Origin of the sequence: Pseudomonas sp. W2I6, assembly GCF_030815935.1 — a bacterium.
GTDB lineage: Bacteria > Pseudomonadota > Gammaproteobacteria > Pseudomonadales > Pseudomonadaceae > Aquipseudomonas.
In genome coordinates this window covers 867,112-888,283 of the sequence record NZ_JAUSXJ010000001.1, presented here as the reverse complement: position 1 = coordinate 888,283, position 21,172 = coordinate 867,112, and the positions used below count along the sequence as shown (strand labels likewise).

At 61.9% G+C, this 21,172-nt stretch carries 16 protein-coding genes; 8 read left to right on the top strand and 8 right to left on the bottom strand.

Features of this window, described 5'->3' with window-relative positions; genetic code table 11:
- Positions 1-2 precede the first annotated feature (2 nt).
- The gene (gene guaD, locus QF039_RS04230) at positions 3-1,307 is read left to right on the top strand and encodes a guanine deaminase (RefSeq protein WP_003219093.1); all 1,305 of its coding nucleotides are present in this window, start codon (positions 3-5) and stop codon (positions 1,305-1,307) included.
- A 138-nt stretch (positions 1,308-1,445) separates the two neighbouring features.
- On the opposite strand, the gene QF039_RS04225 is transcribed toward guaD, so the two are convergent.
- Positions 1,446-2,210, bottom strand: a complete 765-nt coding sequence (locus QF039_RS04225; RefSeq protein WP_003219095.1) for a GntR family transcriptional regulator — start codon at positions 2,208-2,210, stop codon at positions 1,446-1,448.
- Positions 2,211-2,540: 330 nt separating this feature from the next.
- On the opposite strand from QF039_RS04225, the gene QF039_RS04220 reads away from it, so the two are divergent.
- Positions 2,541-3,731, top strand: coding sequence for a benzoate/H(+) symporter BenE family transporter (locus QF039_RS04220; protein WP_008437554.1), 1,191 nt, complete (start codon positions 2,541-2,543; stop codon positions 3,729-3,731).
- A gap of 54 nt (positions 3,732-3,785) precedes the next feature.
- On the opposite strand, the gene QF039_RS04215 is transcribed toward QF039_RS04220, so the two are convergent.
- The gene (locus tag QF039_RS04215) at positions 3,786-4,130 is read right to left on the bottom strand and encodes a YggL family protein (RefSeq protein ID WP_003219101.1); all 345 of its coding nucleotides are present in this window, start codon (positions 4,128-4,130) and stop codon (positions 3,786-3,788) included.
- Between the two features lie 236 nt (positions 4,131-4,366).
- Between QF039_RS04215 and dacB the strand changes: the two genes are divergently transcribed.
- On the top strand, positions 4,367-5,827 hold the full coding sequence (gene dacB, locus QF039_RS04210) for a D-alanyl-D-alanine carboxypeptidase/D-alanyl-D-alanine-endopeptidase (protein WP_003219103.1): 1,461 nt from the start codon (positions 4,367-4,369) through the stop codon (positions 5,825-5,827).
- A gap of 136 nt (positions 5,828-5,963) precedes the next feature.
- Here dacB and QF039_RS04205 read toward each other — a convergent pair whose 3' ends face one another.
- The gene (locus tag QF039_RS04205) at positions 5,964-8,363 is read right to left on the bottom strand and encodes a diguanylate cyclase (RefSeq protein ID WP_307517053.1); all 2,400 of its coding nucleotides are present in this window, start codon (positions 8,361-8,363) and stop codon (positions 5,964-5,966) included.
- Between the two features lie 141 nt (positions 8,364-8,504).
- On the bottom strand, positions 8,505-10,769 hold the full coding sequence (rlmKL, locus tag QF039_RS04200; protein ID WP_003219107.1) for a bifunctional 23S rRNA (guanine(2069)-N(7))-methyltransferase RlmK/23S rRNA (guanine(2445)-N(2))-methyltransferase RlmL: 2,265 nt from the start codon (positions 10,767-10,769) through the stop codon (positions 8,505-8,507).
- Positions 10,770-11,300: 531 nt separating this feature from the next.
- Here rlmKL and rmf point away from each other — a divergent pair.
- Positions 11,301-11,516: a ribosome modulation factor gene (rmf, locus tag QF039_RS04195; RefSeq protein WP_002553055.1), complete on the top strand. Its 216-nt coding sequence runs from the start codon at positions 11,301-11,303 to the stop codon at positions 11,514-11,516.
- A gap of 120 nt (positions 11,517-11,636) precedes the next feature.
- On the opposite strand, the gene QF039_RS04190 is transcribed toward rmf, so the two are convergent.
- The 4 genes from QF039_RS04190 to sctC all read right to left on the bottom strand — a co-directional run bounded on the left by QF039_RS04190 (position 11,637) and on the right by sctC (position 15,228).
- Positions 11,637-12,662, bottom strand: a complete 1,026-nt coding sequence (locus tag QF039_RS04190; protein ID WP_003219118.1) for a quinone-dependent dihydroorotate dehydrogenase — start codon at positions 12,660-12,662, stop codon at positions 11,637-11,639.
- An 86-nt stretch (positions 12,663-12,748) separates the two neighbouring features.
- Positions 12,749-13,216, bottom strand: coding sequence for a transglycosylase SLT domain-containing protein (locus tag QF039_RS04185; protein WP_307517052.1), 468 nt, complete (start codon positions 13,214-13,216; stop codon positions 12,749-12,751).
- The gene (locus QF039_RS04180) at positions 13,213-13,590 is read right to left on the bottom strand and encodes a winged helix-turn-helix domain-containing protein (RefSeq protein ID WP_023659087.1); all 378 of its coding nucleotides are present in this window, start codon (positions 13,588-13,590) and stop codon (positions 13,213-13,215) included. The genes QF039_RS04185 and QF039_RS04180 overlap by 4 nt, the downstream gene beginning before the upstream one ends.
- A gap of 174 nt (positions 13,591-13,764) precedes the next feature.
- On the bottom strand, positions 13,765-15,228 hold the full coding sequence (gene sctC, locus QF039_RS04175) for a type III secretion system outer membrane ring subunit SctC (protein ID WP_307517051.1): 1,464 nt from the start codon (positions 15,226-15,228) through the stop codon (positions 13,765-13,767).
- A gap of 236 nt (positions 15,229-15,464) precedes the next feature.
- On the opposite strand from sctC, the gene QF039_RS04170 reads away from it, so the two are divergent.
- From QF039_RS04170 to QF039_RS04155, 4 genes are all read left to right on the top strand, one after another.
- Entirely contained in the window at positions 15,465-16,664 is a 1,200-nt protein-coding gene (locus QF039_RS04170; protein WP_307517050.1) for a CmpA/NrtA family ABC transporter substrate-binding protein, read from the top strand.
- A gap of 12 nt (positions 16,665-16,676) precedes the next feature.
- Entirely contained in the window at positions 16,677-17,252 is a 576-nt protein-coding gene (locus tag QF039_RS04165) for an ANTAR domain-containing response regulator (RefSeq protein ID WP_003219125.1), read from the top strand.
- 842 nt (positions 17,253-18,094) lie between these two features.
- A complete protein-coding gene (locus tag QF039_RS04160; protein WP_003215029.1) occupies positions 18,095-19,306 on the top strand; it encodes a NarK/NasA family nitrate transporter in 1,212 nt (403 codons plus the stop codon).
- Positions 19,306-20,976, top strand: coding sequence for a bifunctional protein-serine/threonine kinase/phosphatase (locus QF039_RS04155; RefSeq protein WP_307517049.1), 1,671 nt, complete (start codon positions 19,306-19,308; stop codon positions 20,974-20,976). The genes QF039_RS04160 and QF039_RS04155 overlap by 1 nt, the downstream gene beginning before the upstream one ends.
- Positions 20,977-21,172 lie beyond the last annotated feature (196 nt).

Genomic DNA, 21,172 nt, shown 5'->3' with positions numbered 1-21,172 from the left:
CCATGCCTTTGACACGCAAAGCCTACCGTGCCGCCATTTTGCACAGCATCGCCGACCCTGCCGAAGTGGGGATCGAAGCCTCCTATGAATATTTCGAGGACGGCCTGCTGGTGATCGACAACGGCCAGATCAGTGCCCTTGGCCACGCCAGCGACTTGCTCGCCAGCCTGCCCGCCGACATCGAAGTCACCCATTACCAGGACGCGCTGATCACCCCCGGGCTGATCGACACCCACATCCACCTGCCGCAGACCGGCATGGTCGGTGCCTATGGCGAGCAGTTGCTGGACTGGCTCAACACCTACACCTTCCCGTGTGAAAGCCAGTTCGCCGACAAGGCCCACGCCGAAGAAGTCGCGGATATTTTCATCAAGGAACTGCTGCGCAACGGCACCACCACCGCGCTGGTATTTGGCAGCGTGCACCCGCAGTCAGTGAACTCGTTTTTTGAAGCGGCCGAGAAGCTCGACCTGCGGATGATCGCCGGCAAAGTAATGATGGACCGCAACGCGCCGGACTATTTGACCGACACCGCCGAATCCGGCTACGCGGAGAGCAAGGCGCTGATCGAGCGCTGGCACGGCAAGGGCCGTTTGCACTACGCGGTGACGCCACGTTTCGCACCGACCAGTACACCTGAACAACTGACCCTCGCCGGGCAGCTGCTGGGGGAATACCCGGACCTCTACATGCAGACTCACATCAGTGAAAACCTGCAGGAAGTGGAATGGGTGAAAGAACTGTTCCCGGAACGCAAGGGTTACCTGGACGTGTACGACCATTACAAACTGCTGGGTGAACGCTCGGTGTTCGCCCACGGTGTGCACCTGTGCGACGACGAATGCGCGCGGTTGGCAGAAGCCGGTTCGGCAGTCGCGTTCTGCCCGACATCGAACTTCTTCCTGGGCAGCGGTTTGTTCAACCTGCCGATGGCCGAGAAGCACAAGCTGAATGTCGGCCTGGGTACGGACGTCGGCGGTGGCACCAGCTTCTCGCTGCTGCAAACCCTGAACGAAGCGTACAAGGTGATGCAACTGCAAGGGGCGCGCTTGAGTCCGTTCAAGTCGTTGTACCTGGCGACCCTGGGTGGTGCGCGGGCGCTGCGTCTGGAAGACAAGATTGGCACGCTGCAACCCGGCACTGACGCGGACTTCCTGGTACTGGATTACAACGCCACCCCGCTGCTCAGCTATCGCCTGAAGCAGGCCAATAACATCGCCGAGACGTTGTTTGTGTTGATGACACTGGGGGATGACCGGGCGGTGTTGCAGACGTATGCGGCGGGGCAATTGGTGCATCAACGCTGATTTAACAGGTACAACAAAACAAATGTGGGAGCGGGCTTGCTCGCGAAGGCGGTGTGTCAGTCGCTGGATGTGCTGACTGATCCACCGCCTTCGCGAGCAAGCCCGCTCCCACATTTAGTTAGTGGCGAGCCTGGAAAATTACAGTTTTACAGACGAGCGCCCCGGCTTCTTGGTCTGCAACAGATGCGAGAACACCGCATGCAGGTCATCCGACGCGCTTTCCTCATCGAGGTTGAGCTTGCTGTCGATGTGATCCATGTGATGCATCATCAGGTTCACCGCCAAATCCGCATCCCGCGCTTCGATCGCGTCGATCAACTGCGTGTGCTCATCGTAGGAACAGTGGGAGCGGTTGCCGCTTTCGTACTGGGCGATGATCAACGAGGTCTGGGACACCAGACTGCGCTGGAAACTGATCAGCGGCGCATTCTTCGCCGCCTCGGCCAGCTTCAGGTGGAACTCGCCGGAAAGCCGGATGCCCGCGCCGCGATCGCCCCGGGAGAAGCTGTCGCGCTCGTCGTTGACCATCTGCCGCAGCTCGGCCAGTTGCTCGGCCGTGGCATGCTGCACCGCCAATTCAGTGATCGCACGCTCCACCAGGCGCCGGGCGAGGAATACCTGGCGGGCTTCCTCGACGCTCGGGCTGGCCACTACCGCACCACGATTGGGCCGCAGCAGTACCACGCCTTCATGGGCCAGGCGCGACAGCGCGCGGCGAATGATGGTGCGGCTGACGCCGAAGATTTCGCCCAGCGCTTCTTCACTCAATTTGGTACCGGGCGCCAGGCGTTGTTCGAGGATCGCCTCGAAGATATGCGCGTAGACGATATCGTCCTGGGTTCCACTGCGACCGGCCTTACCGGCTCGCGGTTGTTTCTTGAGGGGCTGCAACTGTTCGTTCATGGGCACTCGGGTCGGGAGAACGGCGGCGAATTGACGTTGACTGTAATACGGCACAGAGGGTCGCTGGCAAGTATCGCGTAAAATCAGCGCACATTGTACACAACCCAGTGCGCCAACACACTGTACGGCTGTTTGCGGCGCCGGCTGTATTGCAATGAATCGTTACGTTTGAGTTTAGGCTTGATTCCACGTTTTCTCCTTTGCAGGAGCGAGCTGGCTCGCGAAAAACGCCTAGGCAGCGCATTCATTAAGGATGCCAGCGTCATCGTTAATGATCTTCGCGAGCAAGCTCGCGCCTACAAAAACAACCCGGTAAAAGGAACACCGCCCATGTCCGACGTCCCCCAAGCGCGATTACGCCCACTGGCCGACACTTCGCCTTCGGCCATCGTCGCCGGTTTCATCGCCATGATGACCGGCTACACCAGCTCCCTGGTGCTGATGTTTCAAGCTGGCCAGGCCGCCGGCCTGACCACCGCGCAAATTTCCTCGTGGATCTGGGCGATTTCCATCGGCATGGCGGTGTGCAGCATTGGCCTGTCCTTGCGCTACCGCACGCCGATCACCATTGCCTGGTCCACACCGGGCGCGGCGCTGTTGATCACCAGCCTGGGCGGCGTCAGCTACGGCGAGGCCATCGGCGCCTACATCACCTGCGCGGTGCTGGTGACGATCTGCGGGCTCACCGGCAGCTTCGAAAAACTCGTCAAGCGCATCCCGGCGTCCCTGGCGGCGGCCTTGCTGGCGGGGATTCTGTTCAAGATCGGCAGCGAGATTTTCGTCGCCGCGCAGCACCGTACCGGGCTGGTACTGGGGATGTTCTTCACTTACCTGGTCATCAAGCGCCTGTCGCCGCGTTATGCCGTGCTCGCGGCACTGCTGATCGGCACGGCACTGTCCGGGCTGATGGGGCTGCTGGATTTCAGTGGCTTTCACCTGGAAGTGGCAACGCCGGTGTGGACCACGCCGCACTTCTCCCTGGCCGCGACCATCAGCATCGGCATCCCGCTGTTCGTGGTGGCCATGACCTCGCAGAACATGCCGGGTGTCGCGGTGCTGCGGGCCGACGGCTATAACGTACCGGCGTCGCCATTGATTACTACCACCGGCCTGGCCTCGCTGGTGCTGGCGCCGTTTGGCTCCCATGGCATCAACCTGGCAGCCATCAGCGCGGCGATCTGCACCGGGCCCCATGCCCATGAGGATCGCAACAAGCGCTACACCGCCGCGGTCTGGTGCGGGATTTTTTACGGGATCGCCGGGGTGTTTGGCGCGACATTGGCCGCGTTGTTCGCCGCCCTGCCCAAGGAACTGGTGCTGTCGATTGCCGCACTGGCGTTGTTTGGCTCGATCATCAATGGTTTGAGCATCGCCATGAATGAACCCAGGGAACGGGAAGCTGCGTTGATCACCTTCATGGTCACAGCGTCGGGGTTGACGTTGTTTTCCATCGGTTCGGCGTTCTGGGGGATTGTCGCGGGGGTGTTGACGCTGGTGATTCTGAACTGGCGCAAGGCCTGATTCTTTAGACCCAGTAACGAAAAAGCGACCCGGGCGGGTCGCTTTTTCATGACATCAGACTGCCGGGTTGATCGGCTTTTCTGGGTGCCAAGCGTCCAGCAGGGCGCTGACTTCAACGCGGGTCAGCTCTGGACGAGCCTTCAGCCACGCTTCAACAGCGGCACGCTGTTCTTCGTTGACCGAACCACGGGTGGCTTTGCAAACCAGACCGAAGTCATCACCGCCGACGTAGTCCAGGCCGTTGCCGTCCATCGCTTCAGTCAGGAATGCTTCGAGGAAAGCGTCAACCGCTTCATCGTCCAAACCTTCTTTGAAGTCCAGGTTCAGTTCGAAACCCAGCTCTTGAAATTCATCAACGCACAGTTTTTTGCGCAGACGCCGGGAACGGTTAGTCGCCATTGGAACAATCCTCTTAAGTAATAACGGGCGGCACTTTAGCAGTTTAAGCAGGCCTTTGCCCGATTCTCTGGGACAGGCGGCAGAGTGCCAGTAAAAAAAACCGCCAATTGCAGCTATCGTTCAGCCACAAGTGCGACAGCCTTGGGGCATAATGCCGACACTTTCATGACCATTGAGGGATTTTTCGTACATACCCCTCACCTTTTTACCCCCTCAGCAGTAGGGTTTTAATTCTTATGATCAAATCTTTGCGTCCACTGTTACTCGCCAGTTTTCTTCTGCCCCTGGCCTTTTCCGTTACCGCCGCCCCGATCAACACTTCCCTGCCGCCCAAGGTCCAGGAAGCCCTCCAGAAAGCCAAGCTGCAAAACAATGCCCTGTCCCTGGTGATGATTCCCCTCAATGGCCCGGGCACACCTACCGTGTTCAACGCCGACGTGTCGGTCAACCCGGCCTCGACCATGAAGCTGGTCACCACCTACGCGGCCCTGGAAATGCTCGGTCCCAACCATCAGTGGAAAACCGAGTTCTACACCGACGGCACCCTGAGCGGCGGGATCCTGAACGGCAACCTGTACCTCAAGGGCGGCGGCGACCCCAAGCTGAACATGGAAAAACTCTGGCTGCTGATGCGCGACCTGCGGGCCAATGGCGTGCAGCAAGTGACCGGCGACCTGGTGCTGGACCGTGGCTTCTTCATCCCGCCGCAACTGCCGGAGTTCAATGACGACGGCAACGACGAGAACAAGCCGTTCCTGGTCAAGCCCGATGCCTTGATGGTCAACCTCAAGGCGCTGCGCTTCGTCACCCGCAATGATTCGGGCAAGGTGCTGGTGTCGGTCGAGCCGCCGATTGCGAGCATCCGCATCGACAACCAGGTCAAGGTCTCCAACGCCAAGCAATGCACCGGCGATGTGCGCTACAGCCCGATGACCGCCGCCGACGGCAGCGTCACCGTGACCGTCAGCGGCCAGTTGGCGGACGGCTGCAGCTCGCAGACGTATCTGTCGTTGCTGGACCACGCCACCTACACCGCCGGCGCCGTTCGGGCGATCTGGAAGGAACTGGGCGGCAGCATCCAGGGCCGCGACATCCAGGCGCCGGTACCGAAGAACGCCAAAGTGCTGGCTCGTGCGTTCTCGCCGGACCTGGCGGAGATCATCCGCGACATCAACAAATACAGTAACAACACCATGGCCCAGCAGTTGTTCCTGAGCCTGGGTGCGCAGTACCGCACCGATGCCGACGGCGACGACGCCAAGGCCGCCCAGCGCGTGGTGCGCCAGTGGCTGGCGAAAAAAGGCATCACCGCGCCGCACCTGGTGATGGAGAACGGCTCCGGCCTGTCCCGTGCTGAACGGGTCAGCGCCCGCGAAATGGCGACCATGCTGCAAGCGGCGTGGAGAAGCCCGTACGCGGCGGAGTACATCAGTTCGCTGCCGATTGCCGGCACCGACGGCACCATGCGTAAACGCCTGAAGACCACGGCCATGCGCGGCGAAGCCCACGTCAAGACCGGCACCCTGAACACCGTGCGGGCGATTGCCGGGTTCAGCCGCGACAACAATGGCAATACCTGGGCTGTGGTGGCGATTCTCAACGATCCGAAACCGTGGGGCGCGTCCTCGGTACTGGACCAGGTGCTGCTGGACCTGTATCGCCAGCCGAAACTGGCGGCGGCGGCCCCGGTCCTCTAACAGCAGCAAATATCAAATGTGGGAGCTGGCTTGCCTGCGATGCAGACGCCTCGGTCTATCAGGAATACCGAGGTGATGCTATCGCAGGCAAGCCAGCTCCCACATTGATCTCTAATAGCTTGAATGGCCGTGCACTTCAGGCAAGCACCCGCTCCGCCTCAACCCTGTCCCTGCCCGCCTGCTTGGCGGCATAGACACCCGAATCCGCCCGCAGCAACAAGCTGTCGACGCCCTCCTCGACCCGCCAACTGGCGACCCCGAAGCTCGCCGTCACCGTGCCGACACCTTCCATCGGCTCACCGCGCAACGCCTGCCACAACTCCAGGGCAACATTGAACGCCTGGCTGCCGTCGGTACTGGCGCACAGCACCACAAACTCCTCGCCGCCCAGCCGGCAAAACACATCCGTGCGTCGTAACCGCTGGCTGATGCGCCGGCATAACTCCTTGAGCACTTCATCACCCACCGCGTGACCATGCTGGTCGTTGATGCGCTTGAAGTGATCGATGTCGAACATGATCACCGACAACGCCCCCGAGGCACGCTTGACCCGGATCATCTCGGCCTTCAGCCGGTCCTGGAAGTAGCGTCGGTTATGAATGCCGGTCAGGGAATCGGTAATCGACAGCGCCCGCAGCTCTTCCTCGACCCGCTTGAGATCGGAAATATCCGACACATAGCCATGCCATAACGTACCGCCACCGGCCAGCTCTTCCGGCGTCGCCTCACCGCGAACCCAGCGCAGCCCCCGATGGGGCAACTGCACCCGGTATTCTTCACGCCAATGGCTCAGTTGCAGGGTGGACAGGCGAATGGACTCCCGTACCCGCTCGACATCCAGCGGATGAATCCGCTCGAAGACCTTTCGCGCATCCTGCTGCAACACCCCAGGCTCGATTTCGTAGATGTCGCGGATGCCATCGCTGGCATAAATGAACCGCGAGACATTGTTCGGTTCCAGGACGAACTGGAAAATACCGCCGGGCACATGGGCGCTGAGTTTCTTCAGCAGGCGGTCCCGCGCGGCCAGTGCCTCATAGGCGCGCTTCTGCTCGGTGACATCCAGGCAGATCGCCAGGTGCCCGACCCACAGGCCATGCTCGTCCAGCAGAACAGTGGCGAGCATGTTCACCGTCAGTTGGCTGCCGTCCTTGCGTACCAGCGTCCACTCGCGGGCCTCATGCACTGCATCGGCGCTGTCCACCAGCATCGCCTGGGCTGGCGCGATGCGCTTGCCGAGGATTGCGCTCAATTGCGCGGCACGGGCTTCCAGCTCGGGGGCCAGGTGCAGGCTTTCGAGGGTCAGGTGGCCCAGTACCTCTTGTGCTTCAAAGCCCAGCATCTGCTCGGCGCCGGCGTTGAAGGTGGTGATCACACCGCGCAAGTCCGTCGCGATGATCGCCACCTGGGTGGCCGCATTGAGCACGCTGCGCAGTTGGCCGTGGGTGCCTCGCAGTTCCTGTTCCCGCTGACGCAATTGGGCGGTGCGCTGCTCCACCAGCTTCAATGCGCGCTGGCGCTGGCTGACCACCACGTAGAGCAACGCACTGAGCAGCACACTCAGCAGGCTGCCCATGACCAGGATACTGACCAGCGACGAGTGATTGCCCTGCTGGAACACCTGGCTGGGGCGCAGGCTCAAGGCGTAGACGTGGTCGCCGAGCGTCAGCCGGCGTGCTGCCACCAGGTCACTGTCTGCCACGGGGTTGCTGGATTCGTACAACACCCGTTGCTCTGCATCGGAGGTGTCGACAATCTGCATCACCAGGTTGTCCCGTGCGGCCTTGGGCAAGCCATCGGCCACCAGTTGGCGCATGCTGATCACCGCCATGACGTAGCCGTAAGGTTCACTGTCGGGCACTTGTGTCGTCGGTGCCCGGCTGACCGGTGCCACCAGCAATACACCCATGGCATAGGCCGGCTCCACACCCACCAGTTGCATGGGCTGGGACACCGCCATCTTCCCTGACTGTTGCGCACGCTCCACCGTCGAGCGCCGCAGTGGCTGGGCCAACAGGTCAAAACCCAGCGGCGAGCCAAGAATGCTCTGGGTCTGGCTGTACAGCACCGGAACATACTCATCGCGATCAGTCGCCGGGGTCAGTTCGCCCGCCGCATTCAATTCACGAATGGAGAAATTCGCACCGCGCTCCGCCGTGATTGCCTGCTCGAACGCACCGCGCTGGTCACGCAAAACCCGGGGTGCCCAGGCATAGGCGCGGGTACGCAACAGCAAGGGCTGCGCGAACCCTTCGAACTCTTTGCGCGAGACTGTATTTGAATTGACGAAGAACCGCCGCAGGCTGCCCAGGCGTTGTTCCTGGTCCTCGAAACGCTCCTGGAGACGGCTGTAGCGCTCGTTGACCAGCAGTTGAAAGCGCTGGCGCATCTGCTGCTGGTAAAGCTCGGACGCGGCCCAGGCGACGACGATCGTCAGCGCGATACCGGCCAGCAACACCACCACCGCCACCAGCCACGCCGACACCTGCTCACTGATAAAGCCTAGGATTTTCGGGCGGACGGCATGCAGCGGCATAGACAAGACTCGGAACGCCAGCGTGCGGGTGCGTCACTTTGGCCAGGTCCTAAGTTATAGCCACAGGACTTGCGTTTGACCAGCGCAAAAAAAAGCCGCAAGGCCGGAATGATCCGGGCCTGCGGCTTCAGAACGCAGTGATCAGCGCGCGGTGATTTTCCACGCCCGATGGATCTTGGCGTTACGCGCAAAATCCGGGTCGATGGTCTTGTCGCTGATCTCTTCGACGGCATACCGCTCGACGAGGTTGTCTTCCAGCTGGAACTTGCGGAAGTTGTTCGAGAAGTACAACACGCCGCCCGGTGCCAGGCGCGCCATGGCCAGGTCCAGCAACTGCACGTGGTCGCGTTGCACGTCGAAGATGCCTTCCATGCGCTTGGAGTTGGAGAAGGTCGGCGGGTCGATGAAGATCATGTCGAACTCATCGCGGCTGGCTTCCAGCCAGGCCATCACGTCGCCCTGCTCCAGGCGGTTCTTGTCGGAGAAACCGTTGAGGGAGAAGTTGCGGCGCGCCCAGTCCAGGTAGGTCTTCGACAGGTCGACGCTGGTGGTGCTGCGCGCGCCACCCTTGGCGGCGTGCACACTGGCGGTGGCGGTGTAGCAATACAGGTTGAGGAAGCGTTTGCCGGCCGCCTCTTTCTGGATGCGCATGCGCATTGGACGGTGGTCGAGGAACAGGCCGGTGTCCAGGTAATCGGTCAGGTTGACCAGCAACTTGACGCCGCCTTCGCTGACCTCGGTGAACTTGCCCTGGGCGCTCTGGCGCTCGTACTGCTTGGTGCCGCTCTGGCGTTCGCGACGCTTGACCACCACACGGTTCTTGTCGATGCCCAGCGCCTGGGGAATGGCCGCCAGGGCATCGAACATGCGTGCCGAAGCTTTTTCCGGGTCAATCGACTTCGGCGCCACGTATTCCTGGACGTGGACCCAGTCGTGGTACAGGTCGATGGCCATGGAGTATTCCGGCATGTCGGCATCGTACACACGGTAGCAATCGACGCCTTCGCGCTTGGCCCACTTGCCCAGCAGTTTCAGGTTCTTTTGCAGGCGGTTGGCAAACATCTGCCCGCCTTCGCTCAAGCGCGCCTGCTCGACCACTGGGGCCGGGGCGGGTTTGATCGGGTTCCCGTTCTTGTTGTACTGGCGCTCTTGCGGCTCGGTCGGCGCCTGGTCGTAGGCCGCTTGCTCGCGCTCGGCCTGGCGTTGTTCCGGGGTGCGACGCTCGCCGGTGACGAACTGGTCCGGGGTGACCTTGATCAGCAGCAATTTGCACGGCAAGGCGCCGTTCCAGAACGAATACTGTTTGTGGCTGCGGATGCCCATGCGCTTGCCCAGGTCCGGAGCACCGGTGAACACCGCCGCTTCCCAGCCCAGGCACGCCTGGCGCAGACGCTCGCCGAGGTTCTGATAGAGGTACAACAGGCTGGCTTCATCACCCAGACGCTCGCCATACGGCGGGTTGCAGATCACCAGGCCTTTCTGGTTCTGGTCCGGGCGCGGCTCGAAGGTACCGACTTCGCCCTGGTAGATCTTGATCCAGTGGCTGAGGCCTGCACGTTCGATGTTGTTACGGGCGGGTTGGATCAGGCGAGGATCTGCCTCGTAACCACGAATCCACAGCGGTGGCTTGGCCATGCCGATGGCGGCACGTTCGCTGGCCTCTGTGTGAAGTTTTTTCCACAGCGCCGGAACGTGGCCAAGCCAGGCGGTGAACCCCCACAGCTCACGGTTCAGGTTGGGCGCCATGTCGGCGGCGATCATCGCGCCTTCCACCAGGAAGGTACCGACGCCGCACATCGGGTCCGTCAGCGCGCCGCCTTCGGCAGCGATGCGTGGCCAGCCGGAGCGAATCAGGATCGCCGCCGCCAGGTTCTCTTTCAACGGTGCGGCGCCCTGCTGCAGACGGTAGCCGCGCTGGTGCAGGCTGTGGCCGGACAGGTCGAGAGAGAGGATCGCTTCGCCACGGTCCAGGCGCAGGTGGATGCGCAGGTCCGGGTTGATCTTGTCGATGGATGGACGTTCGCCGGTCGGGGTGCGCAGCTTGTCGACAATCGCATCCTTGACCTTCAGCGCGCCGAAGTGGGTGTTGTCGATGCCCGAGCCATGGCCGCTGAATTCAACGGCCAGGGTGCCGTCGGCGAGCATGTGGTCTTCCCACTCGATGTCCAGCACCCCGTGGTACAGGTCTTCGGCGTCCTTCATCGGGAAGCGCTTGAGCACCAGCAACACGCGGTTGGCGAGGCGCGACCAGAGGCACAGGCGGTAGGCGGTCTCCATGTCGGCCATGCCGCGCACGGCCGAGGTGTGCTCGCGGGCTTCCTCAAGGCCAAGCCCGACGGCTTCCTCGATCAGCAGGCCTTCGAGGCCCTTGGGGCAGGTGAGGAAGAGTTCAAAACGGTCCGACATGGGGCATTCCAGGCTTTTCAGCAATAAGTGAACGGGCGACGCATCGCGCGTTCGGTTTTCAATCAAGCGCTTTTCTTGAAGAGCGCTCGTGTGGCACGAATGTGCCGTTCCACCCCGGCTACCGGCCTTTCGGGCCTTTATCGACGGGGCAGTTCAAGTATTTGAAGCAACAAGAAGAAACATTCCGACCCTTCGTCGAATAATAACCGACTGCAACAGGCGGACATTCTCACTAAAGGATTAAACCCATCCTCTTTGAAGGGCACATCATAGCTGGGTTTGCCCAATAAAAGGGGCGAAAAGCCATCCCAGCTTATGGCTATAGCATCGTTATCGTTACGTGCTTATGACAAAACGATCATTGAATCCATGTGACCTATTGGTTAGAACTCAACACAGGTTGGCGCCGTAACGACGCCGACACATAGCTCGCCACGCCGGCAGCGAGCGCACCAACGGCAGAAAAACTCTGCCCGGCCTCGGACGAGGCCGAAGGATATCAAGACAGTCAACAAGTGAGGGAAACACCCTATGAGAAGACTTAAGCGTGATCCGTTGGAAAGAGCATTTTTACGCGGATATCAATATGGCGTTCATGGCAAATCCCGTGAGCTTTGCCCATTTACTCTACCGTCGGTACGCCAAGCCTGGATCAACGGCTGGCGAGAAGGACGCGGCGACAACTGGGACGGTATGACTGGCACTGCGGGAATCCACAGACTCAACGAACTTCACGCCGTCGGCTAATCAAGGGCATTTAATTCCGACACCAGCACGAATACGCAACCACTTAACCACGCACGCCCCATCCGGGCGGCGGGCTTCGGCCCAGGGGCTCCTTCAAGGAGCCCTTTTTATTGCCTGTTGTCAGCCGCGCGGCAATGCCGCAATCGCATCCACCGCCTGGCGAATCAACGCCGGGCCCTTGTAGATAAAGCCGGAGTACAACTGCACCAGGCTCGCGCCGGCGGCGATTTTCTCGGCCGCGTGCTTGCCCTCGGTGATGCCGCCCACGGCAATGATCGGCAAGCGCCCTGCCAACTCGGCCGCCAGCACCTTGACGATGTGGGTACTCTGGTCGCGTACCGGCGCACCGGACAGGCCGCCCGCTTCGTCACCATACGCCAGGCCTTCGACACCGACGCGGCTCAGGGTGGTGTTGGTGGCGATCACCGCATCCATGCCCGAGTCCACCAGGGCCTGGGCCACCAGTACGGTCTCTTCGTCGTTCATGTCCGGGGCAATCTTGATTGCCAGGGGCACACGCTTGCCGTGGCGCACAGCCAAATCTTCCTGGCGCTGGCGCAAGGCTTCGAGCAGTTGCTTGAGGGAGTCGCCAAACTGCAGGCTGCGCAAGCCCGGAGTGTTCGGTGAGCTGACGTTGACCGTGACGTAGCTGGCGTGGGCGTAGACCTTGTCCAGGCAAATCAGATAGTCATCCACCGCACGCTCCACCGGCGTGTCGAAGTTCTTGCCGATATTGATCCCGAGGATACCGGTGTACTTAGCCGCCTGAACCCGTGACAGCAGGTTATCCACACCCAGGTTGTTGAAGCCCATGCGATTGATGATCGCCTCGGCTTCCGGCAGGCGGAAGATCCGCGGCTTCGGGTTGCCTGGCTGCGGCCGTGGGGTCACGGTGCCGATTTCGACAAAGCCAAAACCCAGCTGCGCAAAACCGTCGATGGCTGCACCGTTTTTGTCCAAACCCGCAGCCAGGCCTACCGGGTTGGGGAAATCGAGCCCCATCACCGACACCGGCATTTTCGCCGGGGCCTTGCACACCAGGCCATTGAGCCCCAGGCGGCCACCGGCACCGATCAAGTCCAGGGACAGATCGTGGGAAGTTTCCGGAGAGAGTTTGAACAACAGCTGGCGGGCCAGGGTATACATGGGCGGGCTTGACTCGGATGGCGGCGAAAGGTGGCGGCGATTATAGCCGGGGTGACGGGCTGCATGCGAGGCGTGCCGTCCAATCGTCAGTTACGGTGCGTCATCAGTTCCTCATAGCGGACCCAGATTTTTTGCGCATAGCGAAGACGCAGGGCCTCACGCTGAGGCCCGGGCCCGCCGCCCACATTGTAGGAACCGATCGCCGTCCAGTTGTAGCCGAACTGTTTGACGAAGTCGGCAAGGATCGACGCCCCCACCTCCACCGACAGGCAAGGCTCATCCAGCAAGCGCTGCTCGGTAATGCCCTCCTTTAGCAGGCGCGGCAGGTGAATGCTGTTGATCTGCATCAGCCCGATATCACGGGTGCCGTTGTTGTTGGCGTAATTCATGGCCTTGGCGCGGTAGCCCGACTCCACCGCGGCGATGGCCTGCAACAATTCCGGCTCCATGCCGTATCGGCTGGCAGCCTCGGCCCAGCAATACGCCCGGGCCTCATTGCCGAAGCCGAGCGTGAGCATCAGCAGCAGCGCCCCCTTGCACCAGGCGCTGCTCATGCCTGCCCCCGACCGCAGGTGGAACAGACAGCGCCCACCGTCAGGCTGGTCATCCTGACCGCACAGGTCACCCGGTACCCCTTGCCGTATACCGTCTTGATCAGGCCCTTGCCGCCCTTCAAATATTTGCGCAGCGAACAGATGCAACGGGTCAGGGACTCTTCCGTGGCCTCGTTATGGGGCCATGCCTGTTCCAGCAAGTGGTCCTTGGTCACCAGCACTCCGGCCGAGGACAGCAACAGGCGCAACACCTGCCACTCCTTGGGCGGGAGTTGAATATCCGAGTCTTCACTGGTCAATCTACCGTCGCCGTGCAACGTCCAGCGCTCAAAGACCATGGGGGTAGCCAGTACCCCATCGTTCACCACGGCCATTCGTACCTCCGCACCCAACTCACCTTCATTTCCAACACTGGTTTCCTGAAGGTCGCGACTATAAAAAGCCCACTCGCTGTATAGGAGAGGAAAAAACCCCATAGGCACTGATTTTTTCAGACTGGGCACGTAGGACCTTTCGACGATGCCCGCCCAGGCGCGCCACCAACGTTCTTATCCTTCGGTCACCCGGTTAAATGCCCGCTTCACCTGCTCATGCTGGGAGCGCGTCAACGGCGGCGCCTGCCCCGGCTCGGCAGCGGTATGCAGCACACTTGCGACCGCCGTCGCCTGAATCACAAACAATCGCACACTGTTGGCCATGGGCCCGTTGTAGCGTCCGAGCAAGGCTGTGCCGGTATCGCGCTGAAAATTCCCCACCAGCAATCGCCTGCCCGGAGCCACACGCACCACCGTGTTGATCCCCATCCGCTCCACCCCCGCCGAGGGTTTGTCGCGACTGGCAGCCTTGCCCATCTGGCGGCCATCCTCGACGGTGAGCAGCATCTCGATTTCATTCGCCTCGGCGAAGCGCGGCAGAACACTGACCTGCGTACCAAAGACCACCGGTTGCCATTCGTCGTGGTCTTCACCCGGCCGGGGTAGATAGAACGTCTGGTTGTCGTTGAAAACCGCGGGCACATTCTCCTGGGTGAGAATCACCGGCAACGTCGTGACCCTCGCTCGCCTGCGCAACTCCAAGGCGGTGATCCGCTGCATGAATGCTTCGTCCTCGATGGGTGCCATGACCCGGGTAGCTGAAGGCTTGTCCGCCCCCTTGTGCATGGTCGCGCCGATCTTCTTGAGCTCATCGCGGTCCACATCCACCAGCCACATCGAAACCTCCACCGCGCGCTTCGGTACGTCCAGTTCTGCCACCAGACCTTCGATAAAGCTCACCTGCGCGGGCTTGCCCTTGATCAGCAGGCTGTTGGTGTCCGGGTACGCCAGCACCGAGATATTCTTGTCGGCCAGTAATCCGGGTTGCCGCGGGGACGCACTCTCCTGCTCGACGGCCAGCAGTTTTTCGATCATGGATGCCATGCCCGGCACCGTGACGGTTCTGTCGCCCATGTTGTACTCGCGGTCTGCAACGTGGGTGTTGAGCACCTGCACCACCCCGATCCGCTGCGGCCCCAGGCGCAGTTCCGCACGCTGGCGGTCCATCAGTTGGGCCAGGCGCAGCACATGGTCGACATAGTTCGGCGGCCCGGACACGTAGAACACCCGCGCCCCACTCGCACGCAGCGGGTAGCGCGCCTCTTCGAGCCCCGAACGGCGCATGAACCCGCGCAGGAGGTCGACCGAGATATGCCGCAGGGTCACTACCGAGCTTTTCGCCTCGTCGGCGTCATAGAGGTAAAGCACCTGGCCATCGGTGTACCAGATCAGGCCTTGCTGCTGGGCGACCGACTCCAGCAGCGGTTGGGGCGAGTCGAAATCGAACGCCCCGCTGATGCGCTTGCGAGCTGCCGCCTGACTGACAACGATCGGCTGCCCCAGCGGCAGGGACAACGCGGTAAAAAAAGTGTGCAGGCTTTCATCACGGGCCTGGTAGGAGCCCCCGAACGCGCCGGGGCTGCCCAGCAGCACCAGGCCGAAAAGCAGCGTCGAAAAACGGTGAAGGTGGCTGAACATGCCTGCATGGCCCGGGCTGAAAGAGCGGCCATACTGCGAGGCAGGCCGATTTCAATCCTGATGGAAAGCTGACGCCCAGCCCATCCTGTGCGCATCGTGGCATGTGCCTTGCTATGCCTTGTCTATCGCAGCTCGCGCCAACGGCGGAACGGGCTCAAGGACACAGACGTCGTTACCCCGGGCTCTTCCTCTGAGTACCCGACGGAACGGCGTTTTTTTATGAAAGGTACGTATTGATGAGTGATCCCCTGGCTTGGGTCAACGGCAGCGATGCCCCGGAAAAGAGCAGCCTCAACCTGGGTTTCATGGCCCTGAGCGATTGCGCCTCGGTGGTGGTCGCCGCCACCCAGGGCTTCGCCCAGCCCTATGGCCTGACCTTGAATCTCAGGCGCCAGTCATCATGGGCCAGCCTGCGGGACAACCTGGTCAGCGGCGAACTGGACGCCGCCCACAGCTTGTACGGCCTGATCTACGCCGTGCACCTGGGCATCGGCGGCGTGGCACCCACCGATATGGCGGTGCTGATGGGCCTGAACCAGAACGGCCAGAGCATCAACCTGTCCCGTGGCTTGCAAAAGCTGGGGGTGACCAGTCCTGAGGCACTGGACCGCCACGTGCACCAAAGCCGAACAAAACTCACCTTCGCCCAGACCTTTCCCACAGGTACCCACGCCATGTGGTTGTATTACTGGCTGGCCAGCCAGGGCATTCATCCCCTGCAGGATGTGGACAGTGTGGTGGTGCCGCCGCCGCAGATGGTTGCGCACCTGCAAGCCGGGCGCATCGACGGCTTTTGTGTGGGCGAGCCCTGGTGCGCCAGTGCGGTGAAGCAGAACCAGGGCTTTACCCTGGCCACCACCCAGGCACTGTGGCCGGACCATCCGGAAAAAGTCCTCGGCTGCACCCAGGCATTTGTCGAGCAATACCCCAATACCGCCCGGGTACTGGTGATGGCGATCCTGCAGGCCAGCCGTTTTATCGAACAGAGCACGGAAAACCGCCGCTCCACTGCACAGTTGCTGAGCGCCCCGCAGTACCTCGACGCCCCGCTCGATTGCATCGAACCGCGCCTGCTCGGCGACTACGATGACGGCCTCGGCAACCACTGGCAGGATCCCCACGCGCTGCGTTTTTATGGCGACGGCGAGGTGAACCTGCCCTACCTGTCTGATGGCATGTGGTTCATGACCCAGTTCCGCCGCTGGGGCCTGCTGCGGGAGGACCCGGACTACCTTGGCGTTGCCCGGCGTGTGCAACAACTGGACATCTATCGCCAGGCGGCCAGCGCCGTGGGCGTGCCTGCCGGTGGCGAGGCCATGCGCAGCAGCCAGTTGATCGACGGAAAAATCTGGGACGGTTCGGACCCGGCCGGGTATGCCCGCAGCTTTCGCCTGCATGCCATGGCAGATGTTGCCAGCCGCCAGGCCTTGCGCTGACAGGAGGAACCCATGCTACGAATCCTGTTGATCAATGACACACCGCGCAAGGTCGGTCGGCTCAAGGCTGCGTTGACCGAGGCCGGGTTTGAGGTGATCGATGAATCGGGGTTGACGATCGACTTGCCGGCGCGGGTCGAAGCGGTGCGCCCGGACGTGATTTTGATCGATACCGAGTCGCCGGGACGCGATGTGATGGAGCAGGTGGTGCTGGTGAGTCGCGACCAGCCACGGCCGATTGTGATGTTTACCGATGAGCATGATCCGGGGGTGATGCGTCAGGCGATCAAGTCCGGGGTGAGTGCCTACATTGTCGAGGGGATTCAGGCGCAGCGGTTGCAGCCGATTCTGGATGTGGCGATGGCGCGGTTCGAGAGTGACCAGGCGCTACGCGCGCAGTTGCAGGCGCGGGATCAGCAGTTGGCCGAACGCAAGCGGATCGAAACGGCCAAGGGGTTGTTGATGAAAATGAAGGGGTGTAATGAGGAAGAGGCCTACACGCTGATGCGGCGTCAGGCGATGAGTCGGCAGCAGAAGCTGATTCAGGTGGCGGAGCAGATTATTGCGATGAGTGAGTTGTTGGGGTGAGAGGGGGGTCGGGGTGTATATCCGTTATTTAGGTAACGGCCGCTATTGGTTCCGCCCTTACGGCGGCTCACTTTTGAACAGCCGGGCTACAGGCCGGCTTGAGTGTTGTGAAGCAAAATCAAAATCTAAAGCGGGCACGGTTCAAATGTGGGAGCTGGCTTGCCTGCGATAGCATCAACTGGAAGTACCTGATGTACCGAGTTGTCTGCATCGCAGGCAAGCCAGCTCCCACAGAAAAGCAGAGCCACACCGCCCGTAGCAGCTGTCGAGCGCCAGCGAGGCTGCGTGCTTTTGATCTGGCTTTTGATTTTGATCTGCGGGCCCCGTCAACCACGATGGCCGCAAGTAGGCACGGTGGAGCGGGTAAACCGGCAGGACGCCGGTTTAGCCGCGCCGGGCCATGGATGGCCCGTCGCGGCGGCCCGCGGAGCCGTGCCGGAGTGCGGGCATGCCGAGCCTAAGCGAGGCACCGAGTGGTGGGGCAAAGACCTTTTGGTTACTTTTGGCTGGGCCGGCATTCCGGGCGTTTGCCAAAAGTGACCCGCTGTAAGAGCGGAACCCTAAGCCGCCGTTACCGCAGCAACGGATATGTACACCACACCACACCACACCACACCACAACGCCCCCACCCCCTGTTGGCCCACCTCTTGCTAAAGAATCCCCACAGGTAGCCAACGGCGGTTGCCCCCTCCACGACAAAGACGTCGCACACCCGGTTTGCCCCAGCGAACCCGGTGGCGGCGTTTTTTCGTTTTGGTCCCATAGCCCGGGGCCGATGGGGCGGCCACAGCCGTTCCATCACCAGGCCTTCTCATAAGACCCCTTACCGCTGAGGTGCGTGATGAAATCAAGCTTCTGGAAATCCGGTCACACCCCGACCCTGTTCGCCGCGTTCCTGTATTTCGACCTGAGCTTCATGGTCTGGTACCTGTTGGGCCCATTGGCGGTACAAATCGCCGCCGACCTGCACCTCACCACCCAACAACGCGGCCTGGTGGTCGCCACCCCCATCCTGGCCGGCGCGGTGCTGCGGTTCCTGATGGGCATGCTCGCCGACAAACTCTCCCCCAAGACCGCCGGCCTGATCGGCCAGGTGATTGTCATCGGCGCCTTGTTCGTCGCCTGGAAACTCGGAATCCACAGCTACGAGCAAGCCCTGCTGCTGGGCATGTTCCTCGGCATGGCGGGAGCCTCGTTCGCCGTCGCCCTGCCCCTGGCGTCCCAGTGGTACCCCGCCGAGCACCAAGGCAAGGCCATGGGCATCGCCGGCGCCGGCAACTCCGGGACGGTGTTTGCGGCCCTGCTGGCACCGGTGCTCGCCGCCGCGTTTGGCTGGAGCAATGTGTTCGGCTTCGCACTGATCCCACTGATCCTGACGCTGATCGTCTTCGCCTGGCTCGCCCGCAACGCCCCGCAACGACCCAAGGCCAAGTCCATGGCCGACTACTTCAAAGCCCTGGGCGACCGCGACAGTTGGTGGTTCATGTTCTTCTACAGTGTGACCTTCGGTGGTTTCATCGGCCTGGCCAGCGCCCTGCCCGGCTATTTCAACGACCAATACGGCCTGAGCCCGGTCACCGCCGGCTACTACACCGCCGCCTGCGTATTCGGCGGCAGCCTGATGCGGCCTTTGGGCGGCGCCCTGGCCGACCGTTTCGGCGGGATTCGCACCCTGCTCGGCATGTACGGCGTGGCAGCGATCTGCATCGCGGCGGTGGGGTTCAACCTGCCAAGCTCCTACGCAGCACTGGCGCTTTTTGTGTGCACCATGCTCGGTTTGGGTGCCGGTAACGGTGCAGTCTTCCAACTGGTGCCCCAACGCTTTCACCGCGAGATTGGTGTGATGACCGGCCTGATCGGCATGGCCGGCGGCATCGGCGGTTTCGCCCTGGCGGCGGGCATGGGCGCGATCAAGCAAAGCACCGGCAGCTATCAGTTGGCGCTGTGGTTGTTCGCCAGCCTGGGCGTGCTGGCCTGGTTCGGCCTGTACGGCGTCAAGCGTCGCTGGAGAACCACCTGGGGCTCTGCTGCGGTGACGGCTGCACGGGTCTGATGAGCCTGCAACTGAGCTTCGCCCAGGCCAGCGCCACCGGCCCACGGCAGGAAAACCAGGACGCTTTGCGCCTGGTCACTCCCGCCCCGGAGCTGGCCGCCAGCAAAGGCTACCTGTGTGCCATCGCCGATGGCGTCAGCCAATGCGCCGATGGCGGACTGGCTGCACGCTCGACCTTGCAAGCCCTGGCCCTGGACTATTACGCCACGCCGCAAACCTGGGGCGTGGCCCAGGCCCTGGAACGCTTGCTGGTGGCCCAGAATCGCTGGCTGCAAGCCAACGGCGGCGGCCAGCCGTTGCTGACCACCCTCAGCGTCCTGGTGTTTCGCGGCCAGCGTTTCACCCTGGCCCATGTGGGTGATTGCCGGGTGTACCGCTGGCTCGATGGCCAGTTGCAGCGCCTGAGCCAGGAGCATGTGTGGGAGCAACCGGGCATGCAGCATGTGCTCAAGCGCGCCATGGGCCTGGATCAGCATCTGGTGCTGGATTTCCTCGACGGCGAGTTGCGGGCAGGCGAGTGTTTCCTGCTGCTCAGCGACGGCGTGTGGGCGACCCTGGATGACAACAACATCAGCGCAATCCTGCGGGAACAGTCGGACCTGGACCTCGCGGTAAACACCCTGGTCAGCGCCGCGCACCTGGCCGGTAGCCAGGACAACGCCAGCGCCCTGCTGGTCCGCGTCGACCAGCTTGGCGCCGCCACCCTCGGCGATGCGCTGGTGCAGTTGCAGCAATGGCCCCTGCCGCCCCCCCTGAAACCCAGCCAGCGCTTTGAAGGCTGGCACGTAGAGTCGCTGTTGGGGCAAAGCCGCCAATCCTTGCTCTATCGGGTGCGCGATGCCCATCAACAGGCGTGGCTGCTGAAGACCTTGCCGCTCAGCCACGACGATGACGTGTTCGCCGCCCAGGCATTGCTGTCAGAGGAATGGTTCCTGCGCCGGGTCGCCGGCCGCGCGTTTCCTGAAGTCCATCCAGCCAGTGGCCGTCAGCATTTGTACTACGTGATGCGTGAATACTCCGGCCAAACCCTGGCCGAACTGTTCAAGCACCAGGGCCCATTGCCCCTGGCGCAGTGGCAAACCCTGGCCGAGCGCCTGTTGCGTGCCGTCGGGCTGCTGCACCGCCGGCAGATCCTGCACCGCGACATCAAGCCGGAAAACCTGCTGCTGGCCGAGGATGGCGAATTGCGTGTGCTGGACTTCGGCCTGGCCTACTGCCCCGGGCTCTCGGAGGATCGCGCGCACCTGTTGCCTGGCACGCCAAGCTTTATCGCCCCGGAAGCCTTCAACGGCGAACGCCCTACCCCGCAACAGGACCTGTATAGCGTCGGTGTGACCTTGTATTACCTGCTCACCGGGCATTACCCCTACGGCGAAATCGAAGCTTTCCAGCGTCCCAGGTTCATTACGCCTGTCGGCGCCAGCCGCTACCGCCCCGACCTGCCCGACTGGCTGCAACAGAGCCTGGAGCGCGCAGTCGCCGCGCAACCCGAGCAGCGTTATGAAACTGCCGAGGAATGGTTGCTGGTACTGGAGCAGGCGGATCGCCGCGAGTTGAGCACGCGACCAAAACCGCTGCTGGAGCGCGAACCGCTGAAGGTCTGGCAAACGTTGGCCGTGCTGTCGTTGCTGATCAATCTGGTGCTGTTGTACTGGCTGTTGCACCACTAAGAGGCGAATTTTCTCGATACATCGCCGCCTCACTTAGCAAAACCGGTCAAAATCCTACTTGGCACAACCGCTGCATTAGCTTTCCCATCAACACACATATAGCCGCACCTTCAACGTCGAAGGTCGGGCTTCCCGAGAGAACGGGACCAGGACAAAGGCGTCCTCGCTACTTACGTAGCGGGGACGCCTTTTTTTG